The sequence below is a fragment of the Cupriavidus sp. DF5525 genome, assembly GCF_040149425.2.
GTDB lineage: Bacteria > Pseudomonadota > Gammaproteobacteria > Burkholderiales > Burkholderiaceae > Cupriavidus > Cupriavidus pickettii_A.
Genome location: NZ_CP168265.1, coordinates 3,283,642 through 3,304,281 on the forward strand (window position 1 = coordinate 3,283,642; position 20,640 = coordinate 3,304,281).

Genomic DNA, 20,640 nt, shown 5'->3' on the forward strand with positions numbered 1-20,640 from the left:
GGAATCAGGTTGGCGACGGGCCGGCCGGGTCAGCGGCGATGCGGCATCACTTCAGGATTGATCACGGTGGGCGGATGGCCGGCCTGCGGGCCCTGGTCGAGCGCGGCGATCAGGTTGTCGGCGGCCAGCATCGCCATCGCGCGGCGGGTCTTCTCAGAGGCGCTGGCGATATGCGGCGTCAGCACGACGTTCGGCACGGTCAGCAGGTCCGGATGGACGCTGGGCTCGCCCTCGAACACATCGAGGCCGGCGCCGAAGATGCGCTTGTCGCGCAGCGCCTGCGCCAGCGCGGCGTCGTCGACGATGCCGCCGCGCGCCAGGTTGACCAGCGTGGCGGTCGGCTTCATCAGCGCCAGCTCCACCGCGCCGATGGCGTGGTGGCTCTGCGGGCCGTACGGCAGCACCAGCAGCAGGTGGTCGGACTGGCGCAGCAGGTCTTCCTTGCTGACATAGCGCGCATTGAGCTCGCGTTCGGTCTCCTGCGGAAGCTGGCTGCGGTTGTGGTACAGCACCGTCATGCCAAACCCGGCGGCGCGGCGTGCCAGCGCCTGGCCGATGCGGCCCATGCCCAGGATGCCCAGCGTGCTGCCATACAGGTCCATGCCGACCAGCATGTCGTAGCTCCAGCGCTGCCACTTGCCGGCGCGCAGGTAGTGCTCGGCCTCGGTCACGCGGCGCGCGGTCGCCATCAGCAGTGCCCAGCCGAAGTCGGCGGTGGTCTCGGTGAGCACGTCCGGCGTATTGGTCGCGACGATCCCGGCAGCCGTCAGCGCCGGCACGTCCAGGTTGTTGTAGCCGACCGCCATATTGCAGACCGCACGCAGCGACGGCAGCCCCGCAATCACGTCGCCGTCGATGCGGTCGGCGGCGTTGGCCAGCACGCCGGCCTTGCCCGCCAGGCGCGCCTTCAGCGCAGCAGCGTCGAGCACCGCGTCCTGCTGGTTGTCGTCGACATCGAAATACTGCGCCAGGTGCGCAATGACTTCGGGATAGATGGCGCGGGTGACAAGTACGGACGGCTTCATGGCATCACACGTGGAAGAAAAGGAAGGTCATGATGACGAACAGCGGCACCAGGAAGATGCCCGAGTACAGCATATAGCCGAAGAAGCTCGGCATGCGCACGCCGCGGTTCTCGGCGATGGCCTTGACCATCAGGTTGGGCGCGTTGCCGATATAGGTATTCGCGCCCATGAATACGGCACCCGCCGAGATCGCTGCCAGCGTCGAGGCATCGCGCGTCATCAGCGTGGCGGGGTCACCCCCGGCGGTGTTGAAGAACACCAGGTAGGTCGGCGCGTTGTCCAGGAACGAGGACAGCACCCCGGTGGCCCAGAAGTACATGCTGTCGACCGGCTGGCCGTTGCTGTCGCTGACCGCGCGAATCACGCCAGCGAAGGCGCCGTCGGTGCCGGCCTTGAGCATGGCGATCACCGGGATGATAGTCAGGAAGATACCGGCGAACAGCTTGCCCACTTCCAGGATCGGCTCCCAGTTGAACTCATTGCCGGCGCGCGCGGATTGCGGCGTGACCAGCAGCGACACCACTGCCACCACCACCAGCAGCACATCGCGCACCGCGGCCTGCAGCAGCACTTCGGTGCCCAGGATGTCGAACGAGATGCCCGGCTTCCACAGCCCGCTCATCAGCACCAGCCCGATCACGGCCAGCAGCAGCATGAAGTTGAACTTGCCTTCGATGGCGATGCCGCCCGAATCCGGCGTCGGATCGCTGCGGGGTGGCAGTTCCTCTTCCTTGTTGCGGTAATAGTGGCGGTCGACCAGGTAGAACAGCGCCAGCAGCACCACGCAGATAAAGAGCGTCTCCAGGTAGATATTGCGCATGGTCCAGAAGAACTCCACGCCCTTCAGGAAGCCGAGGAACAACGGCGGGTCGCCCAGCGGCGTCAGCGCGCCGCCGGCGTTGGCCACCAGGAAAATAAAGAACACCACCACGTGCGCCACATGGCGGCGGTTGTCGTTGGCGCGCAGCAACGGCCGGATCAGCAGCATGGCCGCGCCGGTGGTGCCCATAAAGCTGGCCAGCACCGTGCCCAGCGCCAGGATCCCGGTATTGAGCCTTGGCGTGCCGTGCAGGTTGCCACGCACGCAGATGCCGCCGGCGACGATGTAGAGCGCGGCGATCAGCGCGATAAATGGGATGTACTCGGCCAGCAGCGCGTGGACCGCGCTGGCGGTGGCCGCATGCGCGCCGAACACCAGCGCGAACGGCAGCAGGAACAGCAGCCCCCAGCCCGCGGCGATCTTGCCATAGTGGTGATGCCAGAACTTCGGCGCGAGCAGCGGCCACAGCGCGATCGACAGCAGGATGCCGGCGAACGGCAGCCCCCAGAGCGGAGACAGCGAGGCGCCGTCGAGGTCCGCCGCGTGGGCGGAAACGGGAAAGGCGGCCAGCATGGCCAGCAGTGGCAACAGCGCGGTGGCAAGTCGCATCAGGCAGGATCTCCTTGGCGGGAATGCAGCATTGATCAGCGCATTGCGCATTGCCGCCGCGCCGGGGCAGTGCGCAAAGGCAAGCCTGCAAGTGTAATTCAACCACCTCGCGCGCCGCCCTTGGGCTACGCGCCTGATGCCACATTTCTTGCGGCGGGTCAGCAAGCGCTCAGGCTTGCTCCACCAGGATCACATGTACGCGGTACGGGCCGTGCGCGCCCAGCACGATGGTCTGTTCGATATCGCCCGTGCGCGACGGGCCGCTGATGATATTGGTGGCGCGCGGCAGCTCGCCGCGCTCGCTGCGCACCAGCGCAAAGGCGTCCTCCAGGCCCGCGACGATGCGCGAGCGCGGCACCACCGCCACATGGGTCTCGGGCAGCAGCGCGGCCGAAGCAAACGTGGTCGGCCCCGACAGCAGCATCAGCGAACCGGTCTCAGCGATCGCGCAAAAGCAGCCGGTGATGCCGACCAGGTCGCCATGATCGTGGTCGGCCTCGACCTCGCGCACCGGCGGCCGGCATTCCACTTCGATTCCCGCGGCCTGCCACGGCAGCGCGCCCAGCGCATCCCAGGCCACCGCGCGGTGGACCAGGCTTAGGCTGTCGAGAAAACGCACGGTGGCGGCGGGCACCTCCTCCATGGTCGCCACGCGATCGACGGTCGAGGCCATGCGCTGCGCCTGCGCCAGGAAATGCTCGGTCAGGTCGGCGGCGGGCATCGGCCGCGGGCCCTGCGGATGGCGCGCGAGGTAGTCAGCCACCGCCTCGCGCTCGCCGGAGGTCGGCCTGACCGGCCTGCCCTGGGCGGCACGGATGCGGGCAAAGATGCGGTCGCGGGCGTCGTTGGTTTCCATATGGCCTGGTTGTTCTTGTCGCGGGGCGCGGCTGGTATGCGATGCGCCGATTATAGTGTTGGCCGCCGTGCGCTGAGTCGGCTATGGCGCCGCCTTGACCGAGAACACCTGACGCAGGTAGGTAAGGTAGCCGGCATCGTCGCACATGGTCTTCTCCGGCGTATCCGACAGCTTGGCCACCGGCTGCCCGTTGCAGCGCACCATCTTGATGACGATCTGCAGCGGCGTGTAGCCCAGGTCGTTGGTCAGGTTGGTGCCGACGCCGAAGGCCAGCCGGCACCGGCCATGGAAGCGCTCGTACAGTTCGATCACGCGCGGAATGTCGAGGCTGTCGCTGAAGATCAGCGTCTTGGTGCGCGGGTCGACGCGATTGGCGGCATAGTGGGCGACCATGCGCTCGCCCCACAGCATCGGGTCGCCGGAATCATGGCGCACACCATCGAAGAGCTTGCAGAAGTAGAGGTCGAAGTCGCGCAGGAAGGCATCGAAGCCATAGGTGTCGGACAGCGCGATGCCCAGGTCGCCGCGGTACTCGCGTGCCCACCGCTCCAGCGCGTACACCTGCGAATCGCGCAGCCGCGGCCCCAACGCCTGGCACGCCTGCAGGTATTCATGCGCCATCGTGCCGAGCGGCACCATATTGTGCAGGCGGGCAAAGTGGACGTTGCTGGTGCCGGCCAGCTGCGGCCCGAGCACGCGCCGCATGGTCAGCAGCACCTCTTCCTGCCAGTCGCGCGAGAAGCGCCGGCGCGTGCCGTAGTCGGCGATGATGCAATCGGCGACCTCCGGCGTCTTCAGCAGTGCCAGCTTGTCTTCCAGCCGGCGGCGGCCTTCGGCGAGGTCCGGCCGGGGCTGGGTGCGGCGGAAATAGACCTCGTTGACGATCGCCAGCACCGGCACTTCGAACATGATGGTATGCAGCCACGGGCCGATGATCGAGATCTCGATCTCGCCGTTGCCCTGCGGCGCCGGCCGCACCGACACGTACTTCTCGTTCAGGTGGAACAGGCCAAGGAAGTCGACGAAATCGCTCTTGATAAAGCGCAGCCCGCGCAGGTAGGCCAGTTCGTCGTCGGTGAAGCGCAACTGGCACAGGTGCGCCACCTCGGCGCGGATCTCGTCGATATACGGCGTCAGGTCGACGCCCGCGTTGCGGCACTTGAAGCGGTATTCGACCTGTGCCTGCGGAAACTGATGCTGCACCACCTGCATCATCGTGAACTTGTACAGGTCGGTGTCGAGCAGAGACTGGATGATCATAGCGAGCCAGACGGCGATGCCGGGTCAGTCCGACATGCTAACCGAAGTCTGCCTGCGCGCGTGGCGCTCAGGCGCCGTCGAGGAACGGCTGCGGACGCCGCGGTGTCGCCCTGCCCTTGGCCTTGCCCTGCAGGCACCAGAGCTGGCGGCCGTCCGCACCGGCGCACGACACCAGCGTGGCGGCGCCGCGCGGCACCTGCTGCGGCAAGGGCTCGGCAAAAGCGCCGTCGCCGGCCAGGATGCGCTCGGTGTAGACCGGCGTGCCCGCGCGCTCGAAGCGCAGCACCTGGACCCGGTCGCCTGGCTGCGGCTGCAACTCGGGCCCGCACGGCATCAGGCCGGCGCGGCCGCAATGGGCGATGGCGTCGCCCGCGGGCGAGTCGGTCACGCTGAAGTGGTCCCAGTCGAACGCGGTCAGGGCTGGCAGCGCGACCGGCGCATCGGAACGGGCGCGCCACGCCACCAGGCGCGACACCACGCTGTCGGCCATGCCGGGCTGGGCCAGGGTCTGTGCGGAGACGGGATCGATGTGCGAGCAAAATGCCGTCCACAGCACAAGCACAGGCAGGACCGCGGCATGGCGCCGCAGGCGGGCAGGACGGAAACGGCTAGGCTGGCGTGGCATATGGGTCTCCCGGCCGGATACATGTGACATGCGGGCGGCCTCCATCATGCGCCGGGACGCGCCGGCGCGCCAGCCGGCCGCCATGCGTTGGATCAAAAGCACATAAAGAAATAAGAAAACTATCTGATCCGGCTATATAGACCCGCTATCCTTGCCGGAAGGCTCGGCTACAATATCGGCTTCCGAAAGGCCTCGGCCGGCGCTCGTCCAGCCCATGCTGCAACCGTTGCAGATGGGGCGCGTCCGCCGGCAAGAAGCGGCCCTAACAGTTTCCCATTAAAAGCCGACCTGTTTTCCTGGAACCGAAATGACTCACGTTGTCACCGAATCCTGCATCCGTTGCCGCTACACAGACTGCGTTGACGTGTGTCCGGTCGATTGTTTCCGCGAAGGCCCCAACTTCCTGGCCATCGACCCGGATGAGTGCATCGACTGCGCCGTGTGCGTGGCCGAATGCCCGGTGAATGCCATTTACGCCGAGGAAGACGTTCCGGGCGACCAGCAGCAGTTCATCGACCTGAACGCCGAGCTGGCGCGCGCATGGCCCTCCATTACCAAGACCAAGGCCCCGCTGGCCGAGGCCGAGGAATGGAAGGACGCCACCGACAAGCTGCAGTACCTGCAGCGCTGACACGAAAAAGAAAGCCGTCCCCACGCGCTTTCCGCAATACCGGGCACACGGTGCCCCACCAACGTATCAGGACGAATATGGACTTGAGCATTCCAAATCCCGTTGCCGACACGACCAGGCAGGTCGAAGGCGGCAACCCCGCCGGCGGCCAGCCGCTGGAAATCGATGCGCTGATCGTCGGTGCCGGTCCGGTGGGCCTGTTCCAGGTCTTCGAGCTGGGCCTGCTTGAAATCAAGGCGCACGTCATCGATTCCCTGAAGGTGGTCGGCGGCCAGTGCGTGGAGCTGTATCCGGACAAGCCCATCTATGACATCCCGGCCGTGCCCATCTGCACCGGCCAGGAACTGACCGACAACCTGCTCAAGCAGATCGAGCCGTTCGAGCCCACCTTCCACCTGGGCCAGGAAGTCGCCGTGGTCGAGCGCCGTGAAGACGGCCGCTTCTTCGTCGAGACCTCGCTCGGAACCCGCTTTATCACCAAGACCATCTTCATCGCCGCCGGCGTGGGCTCGTTCCAGCCGCGTACGCTGAAGGTCGAGGGCCTCGACAAGTTCGACGGCAAGCAGCTGTTCTACCGCGTCAAGGATCCGAGCCGATTCCATGGCCGCAATCTGGTGATCGTCGGTGGCGGCGACTCCGCGCTGGACTGGACGCTGGACCTGGTCGGCAAGGCCGAGTCGGTGGTGATGATCCACCGCCGCGACGGCTTCCGCGCCGCGCCCGCCTCGGTCGCCAAGATGAAGGAACTGTGCGAACAGTTGGAAATGCAGTTCGTGGTCGGCCAGATCGGCGGCTATGAAGAGAAGGACGGCGTGCTCACCGAGATCAAGGTGACCGGCGCCGACGGCGTGACCCGCCGCCTGCCGCTGGACGACCTGCTGGTGTTCTTCGGCCTGTCGCCCAAGCTCGGCCCGATCGCCGAGTGGGGCCTGGACCTGGAGCGCAAGCAGATCAAGGTGGACACCGAGAAGTTCGAGACCAACATCCCGGGCATCTTCGCGGTGGGCGACATCAACACCTACCCCGGCAAGAAGAAGCTGATCCTGTCGGGCTTCCACGAGGCTGCGCTGGCCGCGTTCGGTGCTGCGCCGTATATCTTCCCCGAGAAGAAGATCCACATGCAGTACACCACCACCTCGCCGAAGCTGCACAAGATCCTCGGCGTGGAATCGCCGGTGTTCGACTGACCGGCTGGCGATTGCCACGATCAGGTGCCGCAGAAAAAACCGCCGCGAGGCGGTTTTTTCTGGCACAAATCAGAAAGCGTGGCTATAATTCGGCCTCGCTGTTGAACGCGAAGGCCTGAAGCCAGCAGAGATGCCCTTCACCATCGTGAAACGCAGCAAGCCGGAAGCTTCCAGACACCTGGCGACAAGAACAATACGTCGAAAAGGTGTTGACGAAGAAAAGAGAAACTGGCTATAATTTCTTTCTCAGCTGTTCCCCGATAGCTCAGTCGGTAGAGCGACGGACTGTTAATCCGCAGGTCCCTGGTTCGAGCCCAGGTCGGGGAGCCAACCGATACGGAAGCCCGGTGCATATGCACCGGGCTTTTTCGTTTTGTGCTTTGCATTTCTACCGCAGGCAATCACGGCGGCCGACAGCACTGCCGCAATGCCCGCGTCCCTTCCCTGCTTATCCCTGCAGCGAGTCCCCGGCGATCTTCAGCGCCTCCACAATGCCCATTGCATTGAGTTCGACCCGATGCAGCGGCCCCGCCACCGACAAGCCATAGGTTGCCCCGCCAATGGTCACGGGAGTGGCGATGGCCCCCAGGTCCGGGAACGACTCGCCGAAATTCGGATACCACCCTTGCGCCTGCCATTGCTGCATCGCGGCTTCGAATGCCTGCACCGAAGCCACGGTGCGCGCCGTGCGCGAGGCAAACGACACGCCTTCCAGCAGTTCGGCGCGCGTCGCCGCGGGCATCGCGCCGAGGATGGCGCGGCCGATGGAGTTCACATGCGCATCGCGCAGTTCGCCCGGCGCAGCGATATAGCGCACCGGATTGGCGGACTCGCGCACCTCCAGGTACAGCACCCGTCCGTCATCCTGCAGCTTGCCAAAGATCACCGTCTCGCCGGTGGTGTCGCGCAGCGACTCCAGCACCGGCTGCACGCGTTCGAGCAGCGGGTCGTTGCGAGCGATACGCTGGGCGATATCGAGCAGCCGGCGCGTCGGGTAGTAGCCCTGGCGGCGGCCGGTTTCGTACAGGTAGCCGAGCGAGGCCAGCGTGCGGATCAGCCCCAGGCAGCTCGACATGGGCGCGCCCAGCAGCTTGGCTAGCTCGGTCAGCGTCAGCGAGCGCCCTTCGCGCGCATAGATCTCCATGATCTCGATCACGCGCAGCGCGGTCTTGACGCTGGCGTAACCGGATTTCTCGGCCGCTTCGTTTTCTGCCATCGTTTGGCTTCCTCGACTTCAGTATCCGTTGGCCGGGATTGTACGCGGCGGCGCCGTTCGGCAAGGCGGGTCAGCCGTCCCCGTCTTCGGCTTGCGGCAAGGCCTGCGGCCAGCGGCGGATATTGCCCGGCGTGCGCGAGAAGCGCGTAGGGATCCCCACGCCGCGCAGCCGGCCTTCGCTCGGGTGGTCATACTCGAACATCATGCCGGTGGCGCGCAGGTGCGGGTCATCGGCCAGGCTGTCGAAGTGCGGCACTTCGCTGTGCGGGATATCGGCATCGCGCAGCAGGTCCAGCCACTCCGCGGTGGTGCGTTGCGCGACGATCTCGGCCAGGGTGGCGTAGAGCGCATCGATATTGGCGCTGCGCGCGGCCGGCGTGGCATAGCGCGGGTCGCGCGCCAGTTGCGCATGGCCCGAGACATCGAAGAAGCGCAGCCATTGCGCGCTGGTATAAGGCAGCAGTGCGATATGGCCGTCGCGCGTGCGGTAAGGCTTGCGGTGCGCCGACATCACGCGGGGATAGCCGGCCGCCCCCAGCGGCGGGATGAAGGTCTGCCCGGCCAGTTGCTCGGTGGCGAGGAAGGACACCAGCGTCTCGAACATCGGCACCTCGATGGCCTGGCCCTGGCCGGAGCGCTCGCGCTCGTACAGCGCCATCGGGATCGCGTAGGCCACGGTCAGCCCGGCCACCTTGTCGGCCAGGATGGTGTTGACGTACTGCGGCCCCTCGTTTGAATTGGCGCCCTGGAACTGCGCCATGCCGCTGCGCGCCTGGATGATGTCGTCGAACGCCGGCGCGCCCGCGTAGGGGCCCTCCTCCGAATAGCCGTAAGCGCCGCAGTAGATCAGCCGCGGATGGTCCGCGCGCAGCGAGGCATAGTCCAGCCCGAGCTTGCGCAGCGATTGCGGCCGCACGTTGGAGACAAAGACATCGGCCGTGGCGATCAACGCCTTCAACGCGGCCAGGTCTTCCGGCTGCTTCACGTCCATCACGATGAACTGCTTGTTGCGGTTCAGGTTCAGGAAGCTGGCGCCCATCGCGGCGTGCCGCGCCGGCTCGGCATGCCGGAACACGTCGCCGGCGGGCGGTTCGACCTTGATGACTTCGGCGCCCATGTCGCCGAGGATCTGGGTCGCATACGGCCCCATCGCGACCGAGGTCATGTCGATCACGCGGATGCCGGCCAGCGGACCAGTGGCGGCGGGAACCTGCGCTTGTTCGTCTGGCATCGTCGCTCCCGTTCAGTACGACTTGGGCAAACCCAGCACGCGCTCGGCAATGAAGCACATGATGAGCTGCGGGCTGACCGGCGCGATGCGCGGGATATACGACTCGCGCAGCAGCCGCTCCACGCGGCACTCGCGCGAATAGCCCATGCCGCCCAGCGTCAGGATCGCGGTCTGGCAGGCATTGTGGCCGGCCTCGGCGGCGAGGTACTTGGCCGCATTGGCTTCGGCGCCGCAGGACTGGCCGGCGTCATAGCGCGCGGCGGCCTTGAGCATCATCAGGTTGGCCGATTCCAGCTGCATCCAGGCCTGCGCCAGCGGATGCTGCACGCCCTGGTTCATGCCGATCGGGCGGCCGAACACCACCCGCTCCTTGGCGTACTGCGTGGCGATCGCCAGCGCCGCTCGGCCCAGCCCGATGGCCTCGGCGGCGATCAGGATGCGCTCCGGATTCAATCCGTGCAGGATGTACTCGAAGCCCTTGCCCTCTTCCCCGATGCGGTCTTCCTCCGGGATAAACAGGTCGTCGATAAACAGCATGTTGGTATCGACGGCGGCGCGGCCCATCTTGTCGATCTCGCGGATCTCGATCTTGCTGCGGTCGACTTTGGTGTAGAACAGCGACAGCCCTTCGGTCGATTTCTTCACCGACTCCAGCGGCGTGGTGCGCGCCAGCAGCAGCATGCGGTCGGCCACCTGCGCGGTCGAGATCCAGATCTTGCGCCCGCTCACCGAATAGCCGCCCGGCACCTTGCGCGCAAAGGTCTTGAGCTTGGTCGTGTCCAGGCCCGCGTCGGGCTCGGTCACGCCGAAGCAGGCCTTCTCCTTGCCGGCAATCAGCGGCGGCAGGAAGCGGCCCTTCTGCTCGTCGGTGCCGAACACCACCACCGGGTTCAGGCCGAACACGTTCATATGCACCGCTGACGCGCCGGTCATGCCCGCGCCCGACTGCGAGATGGTCTGCATCACCAGCGCCGCCTCGAGGATGCCCAGCCCGGCGCCGCCGAACGCCTCGGGCATCGCCACGCCCAGCCAGCCGCCTTCGCACAGCGTCTTGTAGAACTCGTGCGGGTAGGTGGCGGACTTGTCGAGCCGGTCCCAGTACTCCATGTCGAACTGCGTGCAGACCTGCTGCACGGCCTCGACGATCGATGCCTGGTCTTCGGAGAGATCGAAATTCATATGCGTTACCTGTGGAGTCTGGTTGTCAGTTGCGCGCTCATTCCGGCTGGATGCCCGCGTCCTTCACCAGGCGCGACCACTTCTGCAGCTCGGCCACGACAAACTGGCTGAGCTCCGCCGGTGTGCTGCCGAACGGCTCGAAGCCCAGCGCGTGGAACTGCGCCGCATGCTGCTTGCTGGTGGCAATGGCGACCAGCTCGCGGTTGAGCCGCTCCACCACCGGCGCGGGCACGCCGGCCGGGGCAAACACGCCGTTCCAGGAGGTGATATCGAATCCCTTGAGCTCGGTTGCGCTGGCTACGGGCGGCAGGTCGGGCAGCAGCGCGCTGCGCTGCGCCGTGGTCACGGCCAGCGCGCGCAGCTTGCCGGCACGCACGTTGGCGATGCCGGCGGCGAAGTCGACGAACATCGCCTGCACTTGGCCGCCCATCACGTCGGTCATGGCCGGTGGCGTGCTCTTGTACGGCACGTGCAGCATCTTCAGTCCGGCCATCTTCGACAGCGTGGCGCCGGCGACGATGCCGGTGCTGTTGCCGCTGGCGTAGCTCATGCCCGGGTGCGCCTTGGCGTAGTCGATGAATTCGCGCAGCGTCTTCACCGGCAGTTGCGGATTGACCACCAGCATGAACGGCAGGTTGCCCATGCGCGAGACCGGCGTGAAATCCTTGACCGGGTCATAGCGAAGCTGCTTCATCAGCGAGGGGTTGGCCGAGTGCGTGGTGTTGGTGGTCATGAACAGCGTGTAGCCGTCGGCCGGGGCCTTGGCCACGAACTCGGCGGCAATGGTGCCGTTGGCGCCGGGCTTGTTGTCCACCACCACCGGCTGATGCAGCGACTCGCCCAGGGACTTGGCGGTCAGGCGCGCAACGGCGTCGGTGCCGCTGCCGGCGGCGAACGGGACCACCAGGCGCAGCGGCTTGGACGGGAATTCGTCGGCAGCCGTGGCAGCCAGCGGCGCCAGCGCGGCGGTGCACCCGAGCACCAGGCTGGCAAAGGCGTTCTTGATGGACTTCACGATTGTTGTCTCCTGTAGTTATATGAACCCTTGCCGTGGCCGGCCGCATCTCAGGCGGGCCGTATCACGCGCTCGGGGGATTCCTCATATGGTGGGGAATAGATGACGAGAATCTTGGCCGGTTCGTCGCTGACCACCGTGAACACGTGCATCTCGTCCGGCGGGAAGAAACAGCAGTCGCCCGGACCCAGTTCCTTGCGCTGGCCGCCTACCTCGGCCACGGCGCGGCCTTCCAGCACGTAGCAGACCTGCTCGATGCCGGGATGCGCGTGCGGCAGCGCGCCCTTGCCCTTCTCGATGGTGCCGTGGATCACCTCGAGATGGCGCGAGCCTACGGTCTCGGGCCCGATCAGCCGGCGGTTGAGCGTGCCGACATGGTTGGCGGGGTGGTAGCCCTCGACCTCGTCGGTCGAGATGAAATAAACCGGACTGTCCTGCACGCTGTGCTCCTGTCGGGGTTCGCCATGGGACGGCGATAAATTCATATTTATGAATAACAGTTTATACATATGAATTAGTCCGTCAAACGATTTCGGGGCCGTTGCGGGTTTACCGGGAGGGATGGCAGGGCGAGCGCCGGCCTCACGCGGGGCGTGATCGGCAAAGAAGTGCCCAGAGCGTAATGCCTGGGCTAGCCGGCGAAGCGGTAGCCCACGCCGATCTCGGTCAGCAGGTAGGCCGGGCGCGCGGGATCCGCCTCCAGCTTGTGGCGCAGGTGGCCCATATAGACGCGCAGGTACTGGCTGCTTTCGGCATGCGACGGCCCCCACACCTCGCGCAGCAGCTCGCGGTGGGTCATGACTTTGCCGCGATGCGCCAGCAGCACAGCCAGCAGCCGGTATTCGATTGGCGTCAGGTGCACCGGCTCGCCCGCGCGCGTGACCTGCCGGTTGGCCAGGTCCACGGCGATCTCGCCGAACGCCACCTGCGCCTTGCCTTGCGCCCCGCTGCGCGCATGCCGGCGCAGCAGCACGCGCAGGCGCGCCACCAGTTCGCCCACGCCGAAGGGCTTGGTCAGGTAGTCGTCGGCGCCGGCGTCAAGCGCGCGGATTTTTTCGGACTCGTCGGTGCGCGCAGACAGCACCAGCACCGGCACTTCGGCCCAGGTGCGCAGCTCGCCGATCATCGATACGCCGTCGCCATCGGGCAGGCCGAGATCCAGGATCACCAGGTCGGGCTGGCGCGTGCCGGCCTCGATCAGGCCGCGCTGCAGCGATTCGGCCTCATGCACGGTGCAGCCCTCGTCCTGCAGCGCCGCGCGCACGAAGCGGCGGATATGGGGCTCGTCTTCCACCAGCAGCACCGTGGGCGCGAACTCGAAGGGCATTGCTTGTCGGGTCCTTGAAGGGTTGTGAGGTCAGGCCGGCATGCCGGCGGGTTCCGGCTCCAGCACCGGGGGATTGCCGCGCGGCAGGGTCACCACGAAACGGGCGCCCGGGCTGCCGCTCTCCGCCTGCGGATGCACCGGCTCGACCCGGATGCTGCCGCCGTGCGCGTGCACGATGGCCTCGCACACGGCCAGCCCCAGGCCAACGCCGGCGGTGGCGGATTCGCGCTCGCCGCGCGTGAATTTCTCGAACACCTGCCGCGCCATGCCGGCCGGCACGCCGGGGCCTTCGTCCTCGACCACCAAGTGCACGGTGTCGTCGGAGACATCGCCGCGCACGCGGATCTCGGTGCCCGGCGCGGTGTACTTGGCCGCATTCTCCAGCAGGTTGCACAGCACGCGTTCCATCAGCACGCCGTCGCATTCCACCAACGGCAGTGCGGACAGGTCCGCGACCACCACACGGTGGCGCGCGAGCGCATCGTGCAAGGACGCCAGCGCGGCGCCGGCCAGCTCCTCGAACGATTGCCATTCCTTGCGCAGCGCCACATTGCGGCCCTGCAGCCGCGCCATATCGAGCAGGTTGGCGACCATCGCATGCATGCGCCGCGCCTGGTCGCGCATGGCGGCCACGGTATCCGCTATGTCAGCTGACAGCGGCGGCGTGCCGCGCTGCAGGGTCTCGGCCATGCCGATCAGGCTGGTCAGCGGCGTGCGCAGGTCATGCGAGACGGCGGCCAGCAGCGAGCTGCGCAGGCGCTCGGATTCCATCGTCAGCAGCGCCTGCTGCGCGACCTCGACATAGTGCAGCCGCTCGATCCCAATCGCGATCAGCGTGGCGAAGACGTCGACCTGCCGGCGCAGCGTGGGCTCGGCAAACGCGCGCCAGGTGTGCGGCTCCACCGCCAGCACGCCGCGCACCTGCATCGGCGCCTTCAGCGGCAGGTACAGCACCGTGCCGGAGGGTAGCGTGTCGGTGCCGGTGCCGGCGGGCTGGCCGTGATCGAACACCCATTGCGCCAGCACGTGGTCGATCGCATCGCTCTGCCCCGCGCCGGCCGCCTCGGTACCGACGACCCCCGGCCCCAGCCGGCCGTCCGCGCCGACCAGGAAGAAGGCCGCACGCGCATCGAATGCCGCGCGCAGGAAGCGGCTGGCGATAGCGACGATCTGCGTGTCGGTCAGCGCCGCCGACAGCTCGCGCGCCAGCTCGTACAGCGTGCGCGCGTCGGTCTCGCGCTGCACCGCGACCTGGGCCTGCTCGCGCAGGCCGGCCGTCAACTGGCCGATCACCAGTCCGACCGACAGCATCACCAGGAAGGTCACCAGGTACTGCACGTCGCTGACGGCAAACGACAGCTTCGGCGGCACGAAGAAGAAATCGAAGGACCCGACTGCCAGCACCGATGCGAACGCCCCGGCGGCGCGGCCGTGCCGCAGCGCCACGCCCGCCACCGCCAGCAGGAACAGCATGGCGATATTGACCAGGTCGAACCAGGGCCGCGCCAGCGCCGACAGCGCGGTGGCGCCGGCACACCAGACCACGGCCCACAGCAGGCCGGCCAGGTGCGAGGGCCGGGCTTCGTCCTGCGGCGGCTCGGCGCCCGGCAACGCGCGCGCTTCGACAGGCACGTCATGGTGGCGGCTGTCCGCCGCTACGCGGATCACATCGATTTCGGGACACGCGCTGGCGAGCGCATCGGCAGAGCTGGTCCGCCCGAACAGCCAGGCGCGTGCGCCCAGCCACGGCGCCAGCGCGCGCGCCAGCAGGGTGCGTCCGCGTCCGAGCACCGAGGTATCGTCGGCAGCCCAGCGCGCCGGCGTGCGGCCGATCACCACTTTAGTGAGGTTGTGCCGTCGCACATAGCCGGCCACCGCGGCCACCATATCGCTGCCGGCCAGCGTCTCGGTGCGCGCGCCCAGTGCCTCGGCCAGCCGCATCGCCTCGTCGAGCCCTTCGCGCTGCGCATCGGGCACCGGCGCGAGCCGCGGCACCGCCACCGTCACCACATGGCAATCGCAATCGAGCTGCCCCGCCAGCCGGCGCGCGCTGCGCACCACCTGCGCGGCATCGCTGCCATGGCCGATGCAGGCCAGCACCGCTTCGCGCGTGCGCCAGACCGGTTCGATCGAGGCTTCCTGCCGATAGGCGCGCACGTCGTCGTCGACACGGTCGGCGGTGCGGCGCAGCGCCAGTTCGCGCAATGCGATCAGGTTGCCTTTGCGGAAGAAGTTGTGCACCGCGTGGCGCGCCTGCTCGGGCACGTACACGCGCCCTTCGCGCAGCCGGCGCAGCAGTTCGTCGGCCGGGAGGTCGACCAGCACCACTTCGTCGGCATCGTCGAAGACCGCATCCGGAACAGTCTCGCGCACGCGGATGCCGGTGATGCCGGCCACCGCCTCGTTGAGGCTGTCGAGGTGCTGGACGTTGATCGTGGTCCAGACGTCGATGCCGGCCGACAGCAGCTCGCCGATGTCCTGCCAGCGCTTGGGGTGGCGGCGGCCGGGCGCGTTGCTATGCGCCAGCTCATCCACCAGGATCAGCGCGGGATGCCGTGCGAGTGCCGCGTCGAGATCGAATTCCTGCAGCGTGCGGCCGCGGTAAGCGATGCTGCGCGGCGGCACGCGCTCGATGCCTTCGGCCAGCGCCTCGGTCTCGGCGCGGCCATGGCATTCAACCACGCCGACCACCACGTCGGTGCCCTGCTCGCGCTGGGCGCGCGCCGCCGCCAGCATGGCGAAGGTCTTGCCCACCCCGGCCGAGGCGCCGAAGTAAATGCGCAACCTGCCGCGCGCGGCGCGCTCGCCGGCGGCCTGCATGCGCTGCAGCAGGTGGTCGGGGTCGGGGCGGTGATCGGATTGGCGCGGCTCAGGCATGGTGAGCGCCCTTACTTGGCGGCGGCAGGGGCGCAGCCAGATTGTGCCACGCAGGCGGCGGGCGCCGCACACTGGTCACGCTGGCCGTGGCACGCTGGCAGTATGGCGTTTGGGAATACGAGCGATGTGGCCTGAAGGCGACTATTTGCCCCGACCGCGCTCCAGCCGCAGTTGCGCATTGCACAGCATTCTTGACAGTGCCGTCGTATACATGCCATAGTTACGGGCGTATAGCATTCATGGAAACCGGTACTGTCAGGCTCCAGTTGTATTTGGACCTGGCGCTATCACCCCTGACACTGGCTGCACGGACTGAAACGTCCACATCTTTCAGGTTCGCGGGGGCGCACCCGGGCCTAGCCCAGCGTGCAATACCAGTCGCTCCGGCGACCGCAGTTTCCCCCCGTGTGAACCAGCCGCTACCGCGGCAACCCCCTAAAGGACTGAATTGACTAAGATCGTCTTGAAACCCGGTGAGCCCGTTGAAGTTGCAATGCGCCGCTTCCGTCGCGCCATTCTGCAGACTGGCCTGATCGTTGAACTCAAGAGCCGTACCGCTTACGAGAAGCCGACGACCGAGCGCAAGCGCAAGAAGAAGGCCGCCGAAGCGCGCCTGCGCAAGCGCCTGCGCATGCAGATGCTGCCGAAGAAGATGTACTGATTCGGGCAAGCTTCGCAAAAAAACCGCCAGTTCGCTGGCGGTTTTTTTATGCCCGCGCGCAGGGCGTGCCCCTCCCCCTGCCTTCGCGGCTTTTGCTGCACTGCGCCACCTGAGCGTTGCGCCGATGACCGGCATAATGGCGGATATTGCGCCTTCGTGGCGCCTTGTTTGACCCTGATGGGACCCTGCCTTGACTGCCATCCTCGAGTTGCGCAAGGTGCGCAAGCAATACGGCGACACGGTCGTGGTCGACGACCTCGATCTCCAGGTGTTTCGCGGCCAGTGCTTCGGCCTGCTCGGCCCCAACGGCGCCGGCAAGACCACCACGCTGCGCCTGCTGCTGGGCCTGACCACGCCCATGGCCGGCACGCTGACGCTGTGCGGCGAACCCATCCCCGAGCGCGCGCCGCAGGCGCGCATGCGCGTGGGTGTGGTGCCGCAGTTCGACAACCTCGACCCGGACTTCTCGGTGATCGAGAACCTGCGCATCTTCGGGCGCTACTTCGGGCTGTCGTCGGCCGAGATCGAGCGGCGCGTGCCGATGCTGCTGGAATTCGCCCGGCTGGAGAACCGTGCCGATGCCCAGGTGCGCGACCTCTCCGGCGGCATGCGCCGGCGCCTGACCGTGGCGCGCGCGCTGATCAACGATCCCGACCTGCTGGTGATGGACGAGCCCACCACCGGCCTGGACCCGCAGGCGCGCCACCTGATCTGGGAGCGGCTCAAGTCGCTGATGGCCAGCGGCAAGACCATCCTGCTGACCACGCACTTCATGGAAGAGGCCGAACGGCTGTGCAACTACCTGTGCGTGATCGACGGCGGCCGCAAGATTGCCGAAGGCAAGCCCCACGAACTGATCGACAGCCAGATCGGCTGCGATGTGGTGGAAGTCTATGGCGATGAACTGGACACGCTGCGCGGCAGCCTGACGCCGCTGGCGCAGCGCACCGAAATGAGCGGCGAGACGCTGTTCTGCTACGTGCGCGAGCCCGCCCCGCTGCTGGCGGCGCTGCACGGCAGGAGCGGCGTGCGCTACCTGCACCGCCCGGCCAACCTGGAGGACGTGTTCCTCAAGCTGACCGGCCGCGAGATGCGGGACTGAACCCAAGGCACTGACATGAGCGAACAGGATCCCCGCGCGGATACCTCCGATAGCGCCCCTCCCGTGACCGCACGCGGCACCGCGGCCACAGGCGTGCGCCAGACCTATCCGCAGCCGCTGCTGCCGCGCAACCTGCGCAACTGGATGATGGTCTGGTACCGCAACTACATGGTGTGGAAGAAGCTGGCCATCCCGTCGATGATCGGCAACCTGGCCGACCCGATGATCTACCTGTTCGGCCTCGGCTTCGGGCTGGGGCTGATGGTGGGCGAGGTCAGCGGCGTGTCGTATATCGCCTTCCTCGCCGCGGGCACCACCGCATCGAGCGTGATGATGTCGGCCAGCTTCGAGTCGATGTACTCGGCCTTCTCGCGCATGCACGTGCAGCGTACCTGGGAGGCGATCATGCACGCGCCGCTGACGCTGGGCGACGTGGTGCTGGGCGAGATTTTCTGGGCCGCCAGCAAGGCGGTGCTGTCCGGGCTGGCGATCATGCTGGTGGCAGGCGCGCTCGGCTATGCGCAGATGCCGGGCGCGCTGCTGGCGCTGCCGGTGATCGTGCTGGCCGGCATCGCCTTTGCCGCGCTGGCGATGATCGTCACCGCGCTGGCGCCGAGCTACGACTTCTTCATGTTCTACCAGACACTGGTGATGACGCCGATGCTGCTGCTGTCGGGCGTGTTCTTCCCGCTGGAGCAGCTGCCCGAAGGTGTGCAGGCGGCAACCAAGATGCTGCCGCTGTCGCATGCGGTGGCGCTGATCCGGCCGCTGATGCTGGGCCGCCCGCTCGACGACGTCGGCCTGCATGTCGGCGTGCTGGCCGCCTATGCGGTGGTGGCACTGGTCGCCTCGCTGATCCTGCTGCGCAGGCGCCTGTTGCGCTGAATGAAAACCGCCGGCCTCAGGCGCTGCCCACCAGCTTGAGCCCGGCAATCCCGCACACGATCAGGCCGATGCAGCCGAGCCGCGCGGCAGTGGCCGGCTCGTTGAAGAGTATGATGCCGAGGATCGCGGTGCCGACCGCACCGATGCCGGTCCAGACCGCATAGCCGGTGCCCACCGGAATGTGACGCAATGCCAACGCCAGCAGTACCACGCTGATCGCCATGCCGGCGAGCGTGATGACGCTCGGCACCAGCCGCGTGAATCCGTCGGCGTACTTGAGCCCGATGGCCCACACCACCTCGAACAGCCCCGCGAGGGCCAGTAGTGTCCATGCCATATCGAAATTTCCCGTTGCGTCGTTCCGTGCGCAACGATAGCGGAGAACCCGCCACCTTGCAGCGCATCGCCCTGGCGCTGGGAACCGCGTTGGCAACTGCCATGCTGTCCGGATGCATGGTGGTCGGCGCCACCATGGCCGTCGGCAGCGCCGCGGTATCGACGGTAGCCACCGTGGGCTCCGCCGCGGTCAGCGTCGCCTCGACCACTTATGACGTGACCGCAGCGGGTGTGAAAGCCGTGGCCGGCGGCGACGACCCGCCGCCGCCCCAGCCCGCGCAGGCCTCGCAGCCCGCGGAGCCCGCGCAGCCCTCGCAATAAGGGAAGTCAGCGCCCCCTCACTCGCCCAGGCCGCGCAGCAGATCGGCCTTCAGGTCCTCTACCGACTCCAGGCCCACCGCCAGCCGGATCAGCCCTTCACCCACGCCCGCGGCCGCCTTGGCCTCCGGGCTCACGCGCGCATGCGTGGTGGTGTACGGGTGCGTGATGGTGGTGCGGGTGTCGCCCAGGTTGCCGGTGATCGAGCACACGCGGGTGCTGTCGATCACGCGCCAGGCATTGGCACGCTGCTGCTCGGGCGTGGCGCCCTTGAGCTCGAACGACACGATCGCGCCGCCGCCGCTTTGCTGGCGCATGGCGATCTCGTGCTGCGGGTGCGACTTCAGCGCCGGGTGAAACACCCGCGCCACTGCCGGATGCGATTCCAGGAACTGCGCCAGCGCCAGCGCGCTGGCCGAATGGCGCTCCATGCGGATCGCCAGCGTCTCCAGGCCCTTGAGCAGCACCCAGGCGTTGAACGCCGACAGCGTCGGGCCCGCGGTGCGCACGAACGGGAACACCTTGCCCATGATGAAGTCGTGCGAGCCCAGCACCGCGCCGCCCAGCACGCGGCCCTGGCCGTCGATATGCTTGGTGGCCGAATGCACCACGATGTCGGCGCCGAATTTCATCGGCTGCTGCAGCGCCGGCGAACAGAAGCAGTTGTCGACCACCAACAGCGCGTTCGCGTCGTGGGCGATATCGGCCACGGCGGCGATGTCGGCGACTTCGGTCAGCGGGTTCGACGGCGTTTCCAGGAAGAACAGCTTCGTGTTCGGACGCACCGCGGCGCGCCATGCGTTCAGGTCACTCGGATCGACGAAGGTGGTCTCGACGCCGAACTTCGAGAAGATATTGCCGAACAGCGTCATGGTTGAGCCGAAGATCGCGCGCGAGCTGACCAGGTGGTCGCCCGCCTGCATCGACGACAGCACCACCGACAGGATCGCGCTCATGCCCGAGGCCGTGGCCATGCAGGCCTGCGCGCCTTCCAGCGCGGCCAGCCGCGACTGGAACATCGACACAGTCGGGTTGGTGAAGCGCGAGTAGGTGAAGCCCTCTTCCGAGTTGGCGAAGCGTTCGGCGGCCTCGGCGGCGCTGTTGAAGCAGAAGCTCGAGGTCAGGTACATGGCCTCGGAATGCTCCATGAATTCGCTGCGCAGCGTGCCGGCGCGCACGCCGAGAGTATCGATGCCGAGCGATTCGGGATTGAGCGGTTCGTTCATGCTGGTGGCGCGGTCGTACCCGCGCGAGTGCAATGGTTTCGACCAGCAACCGCGTGGCGGCCGGCCATGAAAAAAGCCCGCGCGATCGGGTAGTCGGATCGACGGGCTTGCTGTTCTGCGGAGGCCTTCGGCAGGCTGTGGCGGGTGGTCGGCCCATTGCGCATGCACCCTGAGGGCTGCGCGCATCGGCAAACATTGCTGACCGCCATCTCTTTAGCTGTTTCGGGCTGGACCCGCGTCCGCAAGCTGACTAT

The 20,640-nt window shown here is 67.1% G+C and carries 20 protein-coding genes and 1 tRNA gene; 7 read left to right on the top strand and 14 right to left on the bottom strand.

What is annotated here, in order from left to right; all coding sequences use genetic code 11:
- Positions 1-29: 29 nt before the first annotated feature.
- From ABNX08_RS15305 to ABNX08_RS15325, 5 genes are all read right to left on the bottom strand, one after another.
- Positions 30-1,025: a D-glycerate dehydrogenase gene (locus ABNX08_RS15305; RefSeq protein ID WP_022535946.1), complete on the bottom strand. Its 996-nt coding sequence runs from the start codon at positions 1,023-1,025 to the stop codon at positions 30-32.
- A 4-nt stretch (positions 1,026-1,029) separates the two neighbouring features.
- A complete protein-coding gene (locus tag ABNX08_RS15310; RefSeq protein WP_349604161.1) occupies positions 1,030-2,454 on the bottom strand; it encodes a sodium:proton antiporter in 1,425 nt (474 codons plus the stop codon).
- 169 nt (positions 2,455-2,623) lie between these two features.
- Entirely contained in the window at positions 2,624-3,310 is a 687-nt protein-coding gene (locus ABNX08_RS15315) for a lactate utilization protein C (RefSeq protein ID WP_349604160.1), read from the bottom strand.
- Positions 3,311-3,391: 81 nt separating this feature from the next.
- On the bottom strand, positions 3,392-4,570 hold the full coding sequence (gene pncB / locus ABNX08_RS15320) for a nicotinate phosphoribosyltransferase (RefSeq protein WP_349604159.1): 1,179 nt from the start codon (positions 4,568-4,570) through the stop codon (positions 3,392-3,394).
- A 67-nt stretch (positions 4,571-4,637) separates the two neighbouring features.
- A complete protein-coding gene (locus tag ABNX08_RS15325; RefSeq protein ID WP_041681542.1) occupies positions 4,638-5,195 on the bottom strand; it encodes a hypothetical protein in 558 nt (185 codons plus the stop codon).
- Between the two features lie 307 nt (positions 5,196-5,502).
- Here ABNX08_RS15325 and fdxA point away from each other — a divergent pair, with 307 nt between their 5' ends.
- The 3 genes from fdxA to ABNX08_RS15340 all read left to right on the top strand — a co-directional run bounded on the left by fdxA (position 5,503) and on the right by ABNX08_RS15340 (position 7,343).
- Positions 5,503-5,826: a ferredoxin FdxA gene (gene fdxA, locus ABNX08_RS15330; RefSeq protein WP_022535951.1), complete on the top strand. Its 324-nt coding sequence runs from the start codon at positions 5,503-5,505 to the stop codon at positions 5,824-5,826.
- A 77-nt stretch (positions 5,827-5,903) separates the two neighbouring features.
- Positions 5,904-7,013: an NAD(P)/FAD-dependent oxidoreductase gene (locus tag ABNX08_RS15335; protein WP_022535952.1), complete on the top strand. Its 1,110-nt coding sequence runs from the start codon at positions 5,904-5,906 to the stop codon at positions 7,011-7,013.
- Positions 7,014-7,267: 254 nt separating this feature from the next.
- A tRNA-Asn gene (locus ABNX08_RS15340) sits at positions 7,268-7,343 on the top strand.
- 118 nt (positions 7,344-7,461) lie between these two features.
- Here ABNX08_RS15340 and ABNX08_RS15345 read toward each other — a convergent pair.
- From ABNX08_RS15345 to ABNX08_RS15375, 7 genes are all read right to left on the bottom strand, one after another.
- Positions 7,462-8,229, bottom strand: a complete 768-nt coding sequence (locus ABNX08_RS15345) for an IclR family transcriptional regulator (protein ID WP_022535953.1) — start codon at positions 8,227-8,229, stop codon at positions 7,462-7,464.
- A gap of 70 nt (positions 8,230-8,299) precedes the next feature.
- The gene (locus tag ABNX08_RS15350; protein ID WP_349604155.1) at positions 8,300-9,460 is read right to left on the bottom strand and encodes a CoA transferase; all 1,161 of its coding nucleotides are present in this window, start codon (positions 9,458-9,460) and stop codon (positions 8,300-8,302) included.
- Between the two features lie 12 nt (positions 9,461-9,472).
- Positions 9,473-10,639 carry an acyl-CoA dehydrogenase family protein gene (locus ABNX08_RS15355; RefSeq protein WP_349604154.1) on the bottom strand — a complete coding sequence of 389 codons (1,167 nt, stop codon included), beginning with the start codon at positions 10,637-10,639 and terminating at the stop codon, positions 9,473-9,475.
- 37 nt (positions 10,640-10,676) lie between these two features.
- Positions 10,677-11,654: a tripartite tricarboxylate transporter substrate binding protein gene (locus ABNX08_RS15360; RefSeq protein WP_022535956.1), complete on the bottom strand. Its 978-nt coding sequence runs from the start codon at positions 11,652-11,654 to the stop codon at positions 10,677-10,679.
- A 50-nt stretch (positions 11,655-11,704) separates the two neighbouring features.
- Positions 11,705-12,094, bottom strand: coding sequence for a cupin domain-containing protein (locus ABNX08_RS15365; protein WP_022535957.1), 390 nt, complete (start codon positions 12,092-12,094; stop codon positions 11,705-11,707).
- A gap of 191 nt (positions 12,095-12,285) precedes the next feature.
- On the bottom strand, positions 12,286-12,981 hold the full coding sequence (gene kdpE, locus ABNX08_RS15370) for a two-component system response regulator KdpE (protein ID WP_349604151.1): 696 nt from the start codon (positions 12,979-12,981) through the stop codon (positions 12,286-12,288).
- A 30-nt stretch (positions 12,982-13,011) separates the two neighbouring features.
- Positions 13,012-15,858, bottom strand: coding sequence for a DUF4118 domain-containing protein (locus ABNX08_RS15375; RefSeq protein WP_349604148.1), 2,847 nt, complete (start codon positions 15,856-15,858; stop codon positions 13,012-13,014).
- A gap of 448 nt (positions 15,859-16,306) precedes the next feature.
- Between ABNX08_RS15375 and rpsU the strand changes: the two genes are divergently transcribed.
- The 3 genes from rpsU (at position 16,307) to ABNX08_RS15390 (ending at position 18,506) form a co-directional block, all read left to right on the top strand.
- Positions 16,307-16,519 (top strand): 30S ribosomal protein S21, encoded by a 213-nt coding sequence (rpsU, locus tag ABNX08_RS15380; protein WP_010814647.1) that lies wholly within the window; start codon positions 16,307-16,309, stop codon positions 16,517-16,519.
- A gap of 190 nt (positions 16,520-16,709) precedes the next feature.
- Complete coding sequence (gene nodI, locus ABNX08_RS15385; protein WP_022535960.1) at positions 16,710-17,621, top strand: nodulation factor ABC transporter ATP-binding protein NodI; 912 nt, start codon at positions 16,710-16,712, stop codon at positions 17,619-17,621.
- 15 nt (positions 17,622-17,636) lie between these two features.
- A complete protein-coding gene (locus tag ABNX08_RS15390; RefSeq protein ID WP_022535961.1) occupies positions 17,637-18,506 on the top strand; it encodes an ABC transporter permease in 870 nt (289 codons plus the stop codon).
- A gap of 16 nt (positions 18,507-18,522) precedes the next feature.
- On the opposite strand, the gene sugE is transcribed toward ABNX08_RS15390, so the two are convergent.
- Positions 18,523-18,843, bottom strand: coding sequence for a quaternary ammonium compound efflux SMR transporter SugE (gene sugE, locus ABNX08_RS15395; protein WP_349604146.1), 321 nt, complete (start codon positions 18,841-18,843; stop codon positions 18,523-18,525).
- Positions 18,844-18,899: 56 nt separating this feature from the next.
- Between sugE and ABNX08_RS15400 the strand changes: the two genes are divergently transcribed.
- Positions 18,900-19,163, top strand: a complete 264-nt coding sequence (locus ABNX08_RS15400; protein WP_041681106.1) for a hypothetical protein — start codon at positions 18,900-18,902, stop codon at positions 19,161-19,163.
- A 17-nt stretch (positions 19,164-19,180) separates the two neighbouring features.
- Here ABNX08_RS15400 and ABNX08_RS15405 read toward each other — a convergent pair whose 3' ends face one another.
- A complete protein-coding gene (locus tag ABNX08_RS15405) occupies positions 19,181-20,386 on the bottom strand; it encodes an O-succinylhomoserine sulfhydrylase (RefSeq protein WP_349604145.1) in 1,206 nt (401 codons plus the stop codon).
- Positions 20,387-20,640: the final 254 nt, after the last annotated feature.

Excerpts from the sequence above, each read along its gene's own strand:
- ABNX08_RS15305 (WP_022535946.1), bottom strand. The coding sequence starts at position 1,025 with ATGAAGCCGTCCGTACTTGTCACCCGCGCCATCTATCCCGAAGTCATT.
- ABNX08_RS15310 (WP_349604161.1), bottom strand. The coding sequence starts at position 2,454 with ATGCGACTTGCCACCGCGCTGTTGCCACTGCTGGCCATGCTGGCCGCC.
- ABNX08_RS15315 (WP_349604160.1), bottom strand. The coding sequence starts at position 3,310 with ATGGAAACCAACGACGCCCGCGACCGCATCTTTGCCCGCATCCGTGCC.
- pncB (WP_349604159.1), bottom strand. The coding sequence starts at position 4,570 with ATGATCATCCAGTCTCTGCTCGACACCGACCTGTACAAGTTCACGATG.
- ABNX08_RS15325 (WP_041681542.1), bottom strand. The coding sequence starts at position 5,195 with ATGCCACGCCAGCCTAGCCGTTTCCGTCCTGCCCGCCTGCGGCGCCAT.
- fdxA (WP_022535951.1), top strand. The coding sequence starts at position 5,503 with ATGACTCACGTTGTCACCGAATCCTGCATCCGTTGCCGCTACACAGAC.
- ABNX08_RS15335 (WP_022535952.1), top strand. The coding sequence starts at position 5,904 with ATGGACTTGAGCATTCCAAATCCCGTTGCCGACACGACCAGGCAGGTC.
- ABNX08_RS15345 (WP_022535953.1), bottom strand. The coding sequence starts at position 8,229 with ATGGCAGAAAACGAAGCGGCCGAGAAATCCGGTTACGCCAGCGTCAAG.
- ABNX08_RS15350 (WP_349604155.1), bottom strand. The coding sequence starts at position 9,460 with ATGCCAGACGAACAAGCGCAGGTTCCCGCCGCCACTGGTCCGCTGGCC.
- ABNX08_RS15355 (WP_349604154.1), bottom strand. The coding sequence starts at position 10,639 with ATGAATTTCGATCTCTCCGAAGACCAGGCATCGATCGTCGAGGCCGTG.
- kdpE (WP_349604151.1), bottom strand. The coding sequence starts at position 12,981 with ATGCCCTTCGAGTTCGCGCCCACGGTGCTGCTGGTGGAAGACGAGCCC.
- ABNX08_RS15375 (WP_349604148.1), bottom strand. The coding sequence starts at position 15,858 with ATGCCTGAGCCGCGCCAATCCGATCACCGCCCCGACCCCGACCACCTG.
- ABNX08_RS15390 (WP_022535961.1), top strand. The coding sequence starts at position 17,637 with ATGAGCGAACAGGATCCCCGCGCGGATACCTCCGATAGCGCCCCTCCC.
- sugE (WP_349604146.1), bottom strand. The coding sequence starts at position 18,843 with ATGGCATGGACACTACTGGCCCTCGCGGGGCTGTTCGAGGTGGTGTGG.
- ABNX08_RS15405 (WP_349604145.1), bottom strand. The coding sequence starts at position 20,386 with ATGAACGAACCGCTCAATCCCGAATCGCTCGGCATCGATACTCTCGGC.